The sequence below is a fragment of the Bartonella sp. AA126HLJHH genome (assembly GCF_042197425.1).
In the GTDB taxonomy this organism is placed as follows: Bacteria; Pseudomonadota; Alphaproteobacteria; order Rhizobiales; family Rhizobiaceae; genus Bartonella.
This window is the reverse complement of sequence record NZ_JBHIRU010000036.1, coordinates 1-7,436: the sequence shown is the minus strand read 5'-3', so window position 1 is coordinate 7,436 and position 7,436 is coordinate 1. Positions and strand designations below refer to the sequence as shown.

Annotated in this window: 9 protein-coding genes; all 9 read left to right on the top strand. The window is 44.8% G+C overall.

The features are described 5' to 3' along the window. Nucleotides 1-9: 9 nt before the first annotated feature. On the top strand, nt 10-591 hold the full coding sequence (locus ACFIQC_RS08940) for a hypothetical protein (RefSeq protein WP_375707066.1): 582 nt from the start codon (nt 10-12) through the stop codon (nt 589-591). Next, nucleotides 584-2,512: a phage terminase large subunit family protein gene (locus ACFIQC_RS08935; protein ID WP_375707065.1), complete on the top strand. Its 1,929-nt coding sequence runs from the start codon at nt 584-586 to the stop codon at nt 2,510-2,512. Before ACFIQC_RS08940 ends, ACFIQC_RS08935 begins: the two co-directional genes overlap by 8 nt. 3 nt (nt 2,513-2,515) lie before the next feature. Continuing rightward, a complete protein-coding gene (locus ACFIQC_RS08930; protein ID WP_375707064.1) occupies nt 2,516-2,764 on the top strand; it encodes a phage head-tail joining protein in 249 nt (82 codons plus the stop codon). Then, nucleotides 2,764-4,308, top strand: coding sequence for a phage portal protein (locus ACFIQC_RS08925; RefSeq protein ID WP_375707063.1), 1,545 nt, complete (start codon nt 2,764-2,766; stop codon nt 4,306-4,308). Before ACFIQC_RS08930 ends, ACFIQC_RS08925 begins: the two co-directional genes overlap by 1 nt. Continuing rightward, complete coding sequence (locus tag ACFIQC_RS08920; protein WP_375707062.1) at nt 4,298-5,368, top strand: S49 family peptidase; 1,071 nt, start codon at nt 4,298-4,300, stop codon at nt 5,366-5,368. The genes ACFIQC_RS08925 and ACFIQC_RS08920 overlap by 11 nt, the downstream gene beginning before the upstream one ends. After that, nucleotides 5,251-5,631, top strand: a complete 381-nt coding sequence (locus ACFIQC_RS08915) for a hypothetical protein (RefSeq protein ID WP_375640756.1) — start codon at nt 5,251-5,253, stop codon at nt 5,629-5,631. Before ACFIQC_RS08920 ends, ACFIQC_RS08915 begins: the two co-directional genes overlap by 118 nt. Beyond that, on the top strand, nt 5,628-5,996 hold the full coding sequence (locus tag ACFIQC_RS08910) for a head decoration protein (protein ID WP_375707061.1): 369 nt from the start codon (nt 5,628-5,630) through the stop codon (nt 5,994-5,996). Before ACFIQC_RS08915 ends, ACFIQC_RS08910 begins: the two co-directional genes overlap by 4 nt. Nucleotides 5,997-6,008: 12 nt before the next feature. Continuing rightward, the gene (locus ACFIQC_RS08905) at nt 6,009-7,085 is read left to right on the top strand and encodes a major capsid protein (RefSeq protein ID WP_273790318.1); all 1,077 of its coding nucleotides are present in this window, start codon (nt 6,009-6,011) and stop codon (nt 7,083-7,085) included. Nucleotide 7,086: 1 nt separating this feature from the next. Continuing rightward, nucleotides 7,087-7,436: hypothetical protein (locus tag ACFIQC_RS08900; protein ID WP_375707060.1), on the top strand; the 350-nt coding region annotated here is incomplete at its 3' end.

The following is a 7,436-nucleotide window of genomic DNA, read 5'->3' as shown; positions in this document are numbered from 1 at the left end:
GGAGCAACTATGAATAAGAAAACGCGTAAGGGTTTATCGGTTCGTGCGTTTGCGAAGAAGATGGGTGTTTCACATAATGCGGTGGTTTCTCGGATAAAGACAGGTAAATTTGATAAGGCTCTTTTTGAAGATGGTTCTGTCAATGAAGCCCTTGCAACAGCCATCTGGAATGAGAATCCAACAAAACGCCCTGCTCCATTTTTAGCGCCTGATGGTCAACCGCGGACAAAGATCAAACAAGCCTCTACAGATGGAGCCAATGAATACAAGATAAAACTGGAGCGAATGCAAGTTGCGCTTGAAAGCGAGAAGATTGCCCTTGAACGACTACGCGAAACCACTGTTGATCGAGAAGAAATGAAAAAGGCAGCGCGTGAATTTGGAAGAGCGCACCGTGATGCTATGTTGAATTTTCCTCATCGTTTTGGTGCAAGCATTGCTGCACAAGTTGGATGTGATGCAGCCAGCCTTATTGGTGCTATTGATTATTATATAAGAACCGCTTTACTTGAGGCGGTTAATATTCTAGTGCCTTTTCATGATCCTCATTCTCCAGAGTTAGAGAACTTGCAAGAAACGAATAATGGATGACAATGCAGTCGAAGAATTTTTCTCCCATGCCAATAATGCAAGACAACCGGACCCACCCTACACGGTTTCGCAATGGGCGGATAAGAATAGATACCTTAGCACGGTAGCAAGTGCTGAGCCTGGGCTTTGGAGAACAAAGCGTACCCCCTATTTGCGTGAAATCATGGATAATCTTTCCTCTTACGTGCCAATTGAAACAACCATTGTCATGAAAGGGGCGCAGATCGGCATGTCAGAAGCAGGATTAAATTTCTGCGGTTATGCCATTCATTATAGTCCGGGACCTGCTCTTTATGTGATGCCAACGGTTGAGACAGCGAAGAAATTGTCCAAAACCCGTCTTGATCCAATGATTATGGCAAGCCCTGCTTTAAGCGAACGCATAGCCCCAGCACGAGCACGTGACAGCGGGAATACCATGTTTTCGAAAGAGTTTGATGGTGGTGCACTGATGCTTACAGGGGCAAACAGTGCTGCTGGTTTGCGTTCCATGCCTATTCGTTATCTGATTTTGGATGAAGTGGATGGTTATCCTCTCAGTGTGGATAACGAAGGTGATCCGGTGATGATTGCGGAAAAGCGTACCTCGACCTTTGTACAACGAAAGATCTTTAAATTGTCCACACCCACCCACCGTGACACAAGCCGTATTGCCAAGGATTTTGTGCTAGGAGACCAGCGATATTACAACGTGCCTTGTGATGCATGTGGTACACTCCAGCCGATTGTTTGGTCACAAATCAAATGGCCGAAAGGGGCTCCCGAAAAAGCTGTGTTTGTTTGTGCCCATTGTGGTCATGAACATGCCGAGCACCGAAAAACAGATCTCATGTGTGAAGAAAGAGGCGCATGCTGGGTCCCAACCAGTGAGTCAAGCAGACCCAATTTGCGTTCTTATCATATTTCGGCACTCTATTCTCCTTGGCTTACATGGGGGGAATGTGCAAGAGAGTTTTTAAATGCCAAGGATGATCCAGCTCTTCTACAGCCTTTTGTCAATACAGTTCTTGGAGAGCCATGGGAGGACAGAACAGGCGAAGTTATTGATCCTGATAGCCTCTATGCAAAACGCGAAGATTATCCCCTTGCACCAGAACAATCCGTCGTGTTGACAGCTGGTATTGATGTGCAAAATGACCGCTTGGAACTTGAAGTGGTGGGATGGGGGCGTAGTGAAGAAAGTTGGCATATTGATTATCAAGTGATCCTTGGTGATCCCTCTTCTTTTGAAGTATGGGACCAATTGGATGAATATCTTGCAAAACGTTGGCCACATACAGGCTATAAAGAGGGAATTAGGATAACAGCTGCTTGTATTGATACCGGTGGTGGACATACACAGGCGGTTTATAATTATGTACGCCCGCGTGAGGGGCGGCGTATCTGGGGAATTAAGGGGCAAGCGGGATGGCGTGCGGTATGGCCACGCCGACCAAGCAAAAACAATAAAGGACAGATTAATCTTTATATTGTTGGGGTTGATGCCGCGAAAGATATTATCACGGCACGATTTAAAAAATCGGGACCTGAAGCAACGGGGGCTGGTGCAACACACTTTCACAAAAACCTTGATCGGGAATATTTTGATCAGCTAACCGCTGAAAGAAAAGTCATCAAATATTTTAAAGGCTTCAAGCGCATTGAATGGCAAAAAAGCGAAAAGGCAAGAAATGAAGCCTTGGACTGTAGGGTCTATGCTTATGCTGCTTTACAAGGTCTAATTTCGGCAGGAATAAACCTTAATCGAGAAGTCGATATCTTAGAAGAGCGTTTGGAAAAACTTAAAATTGAGGGCTCTTTAGAGCAGCCAACACCAAGACATGCCCCCTCTCCTTCTCCAAGAAGATCTCAGACAGCACAACCTCAAAGGAAACAATCCAGAACGGTGATGAATCCTTATATGCAAGGGGATTGGAGGTAATTTATGGATGAAACTTTAGAACCAATTAACAGCAAAACTGACAGACTGGAAAGTTTAAAAAGGCGGCGTGAACAAATTGAAGAGGCTCTTTATTCGGGTGCGCAATCGGTGCGCCATGGCGATAAGCAAGTAAGCAACCGTTCTGTTGAGGAACTGCGCAGAGCGCTTGAGATGCTGAACACACAAATAGCCAACCTTGAAGGACGCAAGCGTTCACGCGTGTTCTATTTTAATATATCACGAGGCTATTAATGGCTGGCTTTATCAATAAACTCACGGGCTTTTTTAAAATTTCTCGTCAACACAATCCCCATTTTGAAGCGGCAAGCAAAAGCCGCCGTATGGGTGGTTTTGACCCCGCAAAAAAACATATTAATAAAGCCATTGAGGAATGCGGTGATACCATTGTTGCCCGTTCAAGATGGCTTTATGACAATGAAGCTCTTTATGGTTCTGCAACGGAGGAATGGGTCTCTGCGGCTGTAAGTGATGGGATTAAACCTTATCCTCGTATTGAAGGCTTTCAAGAAGAAAAGAAAAAGCTTTTAGACTTATGGTGGCAATGGGTTGATGAAGCCGATTATGATGAAGATACCAGCTTTTATGGGCTGCAAGCAACCATTGCACGAGAAGTATTTTTAACCGGAGAGTGCTTTGTAAGATTGCATTATGTTGATCTCTACGGGCGCTCTGGTGTGCCTCTTCAGTTGCAAGTTTATCCCACGGAAATGTTGGACCTTTCCTACAATGGACCGGCTGAGATTGAAGGCAATTACATTCGTATGGGAATTGAATTTAATGCCAGTGGTAAGCGTGTTGCTTATCATTTCTGGGAACATCACCCCTATGATGCTTCTCCTTCCAACATAGCATTTAAGAGTCAAGAACGCATACGTGTCCCCGCTGAAATGATCCTTCACATCAAAGAGCGCCGTATTGCCGGACAATTGCGCGGTTCTCCCAAAATAACGCGCTGTATGACAAAGATCTTTCAACTCGAATCCTATGACGACGCAGAACTCGATAGAAAAAGGACGGCGGCTCTTTTCGCGGCGTTTGTCAAGGACAATTCACCAAACGTCGAAAAATTATCCGATAATCGTGATAAAAACAACGTTGAAGAAGAATACAAAGCACCTGTCATTGCGCCCGGTGCATCTCTTTATTTAGGAGAGAATAAAGAAGTTACATTCTCAAATCCTGTTGAGGTTGGAGGTTCTTATGAGGCTTTTCAATTTCGCAATATCTTGAAAATTTGTGCAGCACTTAATATGCCTTATGCCGTTGTGACAGGGGACGTTACGCGCGGCAATTTTTCAAATGTGCGTACCTCCATCATTCAGTTTAGACGTCATGTTAAACAATGGCGTGAACATATTATTGCCTTTCAGTTTAACCGCATTGTTTGGGAGCGTTTTGTTGAAATGGCAGTGCTTTCTGGATGTGTCAATTTGCCAGGGTGGGAAGAAAATTCCTTGCCATGGCTTCAATGTGAAAGCTTTGCACCCCCGCTTGAAATGATTGATCCAAACAAGGATATCTCAGCGGAAAAAGAAGAAATCCGTGCAGGCTTGAAAACACGACGCATGGCACTTGCCGAGCGTGGCTTTGATATCGACAGCATTCATGCCGAACTGCAAGAAGAGCACACAGACGCTCGTGCGCGCGGCTTATCTTTTGACACGGATATGGCAGCGCCTTCTGGTGAAAATCAAGTGATTGATACAGCAGATTCAGAACCTTCTGAGACTTATGAAAGTAACCAAGGCAGTGAGGCACATAAAAATGGTGAATAATCTCGACATGCCGTTTTTGGCATCACGGCTTTTTGGGGTTCCTCATATGCTTGCCTCGACAAAGCTTGATATCATTTTGAATGCTCTTGCACCACGCCTTTTTGAGGGAGAAAAGTTTCCCATTGGGGCTTTTGCGCAAGGGGATACAACGGCTTTAAGACCCCCTGAAACTTATGTAGTACAAAACAATGTTGCTATCCTACCGGTTCATGGCACGCTTGTGCGTCGCGGTGCATGGCTTGGGGCTTTATCGGGGCTAACCTCTTATGAAGGTTTAAGGGCTTCTTTTCGTGAAGCCATTGCACAACATGATGTTCGCGCTGTTTTATTTGATATTGACAGCGGCGGTGGAGAAGCCGGTGGTGTGTTTGATTTGGTTGAAGAGTTTCAAACACTCTCAAAACAATACGACAAGCCCATTTGGGCACATGCCAATGAGTTTGCCTGTTCTGCAGCTTATGCCATTGCTTGTGCGGCTTCTCAAATATGGGTAGCTCGTACAGGGGTTGTGGGCTCGATTGGAGTTGTTTGTGCCCATCTTGACCAGTCCCGTGCAGATGAAAAACACGGGCATAAATGGACCTTTGTCTTTGAAGGTGATCACAAAACCCATGGCAACCCTCATGAACCCTTGAGCGATACAGCACAGATAAAAATGCAAGCCGATTGCGCCCTGCTCTACGAGATGTTTGTCGATTTGGTGGCGCAAAACAGACGCTTAAATGCTGCTGCAATTCGTGACACAAAAGCAGAAACTTTTATAGGCACCCAAGCGATCACGCTTGGATTAGCAGATGCGCAGGGCACCCTTGCGCAAGCTTTGGAAGCCTTAACGGATTCCATATCACAAAACCCAACATCAACAGAAAAAGAAGGACAAAACACATGGCACGCACACAATACCGCGCTGAAGAAGAGGATGACGAAAAGATCGTCGACATCATCAATGACGAGGAAGAGGACGAAGACGATAGTGACATCGACAAAAACGCCGAAATCTTTGACGACGAAGAAAACGAAGATGAAGATGAAGACAATGAGGACAAGCAGGAAAACATAAAAGCTGCTCTTGAAAAAGAAAGAAAGCGCGCAAAAGCACTAACAACCCTTGAAAGGCAAGCAAAGCACTTAGGCGTTTCTTTTGACGCAGCAAAAGCTATTCAAAACGGTATGAGTCTCGAGAAAGCACGCCAGTGTGTGTTGACGGCTGCTAGCTCTCAAAGCGCGTCTTTAAAAGTCTCGCCTTATACCCCTCATAGTGATGGGACGAGCAAGGCAAAGATTCATGCAAAATGGGAAGCAGCTTGGAGGGCAGTGAAATGACGAATATTATTTATGACGACGTACGCAATGGCGCTTATCTTGGACCCTACGACCCCGATATGTCAAATGAAGAAGTGCTGTTTGCATCAGGAGCATTCATTGAAGCTGGAACTGTCATGGGAAAGATAACCGCAACGGAACACTATGTCCCCCTTAATCCAGCAGCATCAGATGGCAGTCAAACACCGGCAGGGATTTCTTTTGCCACTATTGACGCAACAGAAGCAGATCAACGTGCCGTAATTACAGCACGCTTATGCACTGTAAAAGCTTCTGAACTGCTATGGCCAGATGCCATCACGGATGAGCAAAAGAACGCGGCCATTCAGTCTTTCGAAGACAAGAACAACATTCTATTGCGATAGGAGAATGCACACATGGATATGAATTTTTTTAAACATGATGCTTTCTCAAGCATCACAATGATGAAAGCCATCGAAAACTATGAGTTTCAACCTGGTCTTGTAAGTTCTCTTAATCTTTTTGAAGAAGTTGAAACCAGTACCACAGTGGTTGGTATTGAACGGCGTGATAATACATTTTCGCTTATTCAAACCAGTGAACGTGGCGCACCTTTGACAGAAGGTGATAGAGAGGGTCGTAATCTTCGGTTTTTCAAAACAACACGGATTGCCAAAAGTGATACCGTAAAATCAGAAGAAATCCAGAACCGTCGTGAATTTGGCGCAGAAGATCAGTTAGAGACAGCAATGAAATATATTGCCAGAAAACAAAAGAAACTGATTTCTGAAATAGAATTGACATGGGAAAATATGCAACTTGGCGCTGTTCAAGGGGTGGTTCTTGATGCCGATGGCTCTGTTATTGTCGATTGGTACAAAGAATGGGAAATCGCACCACCAAAGCCGATTGATTTTAAATTAAATAATGAGACAACCAATGTTGCGGACCATGTTGATCAAGTCATTATGAGGATGATTGAAGCTTCAAAAGGAGCGTTTTCTGATCGTTCACGCATTATTGGGCTTTGTGGAAATGAATTCTTTTCCAAATTGAAAAACCATAAAACAATTCGTGAGACCTATTTAAACACAGCCTTAGCACAGACACTCAATAGCGCCGGAGGTGTTGCAACACCAAGTTCGATTGGCTCTGGGAGCTTTGGTAGTTTTGACTTTGCAGGCGTAACTTTCATTAATTACCGGAGTATCCACAACTATAATGTGAGTGCGAAGGCTGGAACAAAGCGCGCCATAGGAATTAAGCCTGATGAATGTCAATTCTTTCCTGTTGATGCGCCTGGTGTATTCCAAAAAACCTTTGCACCAGGGGAAAGCTTGGATTTTGCCAACACGGTTGGAAGACCTCTCTACACCATGCTTATCGTCGACCACGACCGTAATGCATGGGTAAAACCGGAGGTCTATAGCTATCCGCTTTACATTTGCACACGCCCTGAAATGCTGTTTAAAGCAGTGATTGGAGCGAAATAACATGCGATGGCACGGGCTGCTAAACCAAATGGTTAAAGATGTACGCAACACTTTTGGGCAGCCCATCATCTACACGCGAAAGGACAACCAGCAATCTTTTCGTATCACAGCGATTTACGGCATTAAACATTCGGAATCGGACGCCGGTGGCAGAATCCCTACCACAATTGCAAGAAAGGAACTTGATCTTTGTATCAATGACATCGGGGGAATACCACCAAACCCTCAAGATAGTGTTGTAATCATTTCCCCTGAAAACAGCAAAGCTCCCTCTTCTCAAGAGCACTTCGTGATCACAGATGTCCAAGCCTCTGAATCCGGTATGTATAAGCTTATCTTGCGGGAGATAAA